At 50.9% G+C, this 497-nt stretch carries 1 protein-coding gene; it reads right to left on the reverse strand.

Annotation, left to right across the window (positions count from 1 at the left end):
- A partial coding sequence (locus JaK3_RS10450; protein ID WP_150114273.1) for an AMP-binding protein occupies window positions 1–497 on the reverse strand: 497 nt, incomplete at both ends.

A 497-nucleotide genomic window follows, 5' to 3' on the forward strand; every position in this document is an offset into this window, starting at 1 on the left:
TAATGGCGTGCTCATCGTAGCGCATACCGTAGTTTCAGTGGGGCCGTATGCGTTAATCATACGACGCCCATCAGCAAAGCGCTCAACTAAAGATGGTGGGCAGGCTTCGCCGGCAACCGTCAAAGTTTGGACTCCAGATAGCGCCTCTGGATCTAAGATGCCAGCTAATGCTGGAGGTAAAACTAGGTGCGTTACGTGATGTTTTGCAATAAAGCCGGTGAGATAGGTTGCAATCTCTTTGGTTGAGGCGGTGGCCGGCACAACAATCGCCGCACCATTAAGTAGGGTTGGGAGTATTTCCCATACGCTTGCATCAAAAGCTTGTGATGCAAACTGTAGAACGCGAGAGTCTTTATTAAGCTTCAGGTTTGCGGTTATCGCGAAAGCTAGGTTGACCGCTCCCGCATGTGCAATACCCACCCCCTTCGGTGTTCCTGTACTGCCGGAGGTGTAGATCACATATGCAAGATGCTCAGGCAGTAATGGCCTAATGCGCT

This window comes from Polynucleobacter yangtzensis (assembly GCF_001595965.1).
GTDB lineage: Bacteria > Pseudomonadota > Gammaproteobacteria > Burkholderiales > Burkholderiaceae > Polynucleobacter > Polynucleobacter yangtzensis.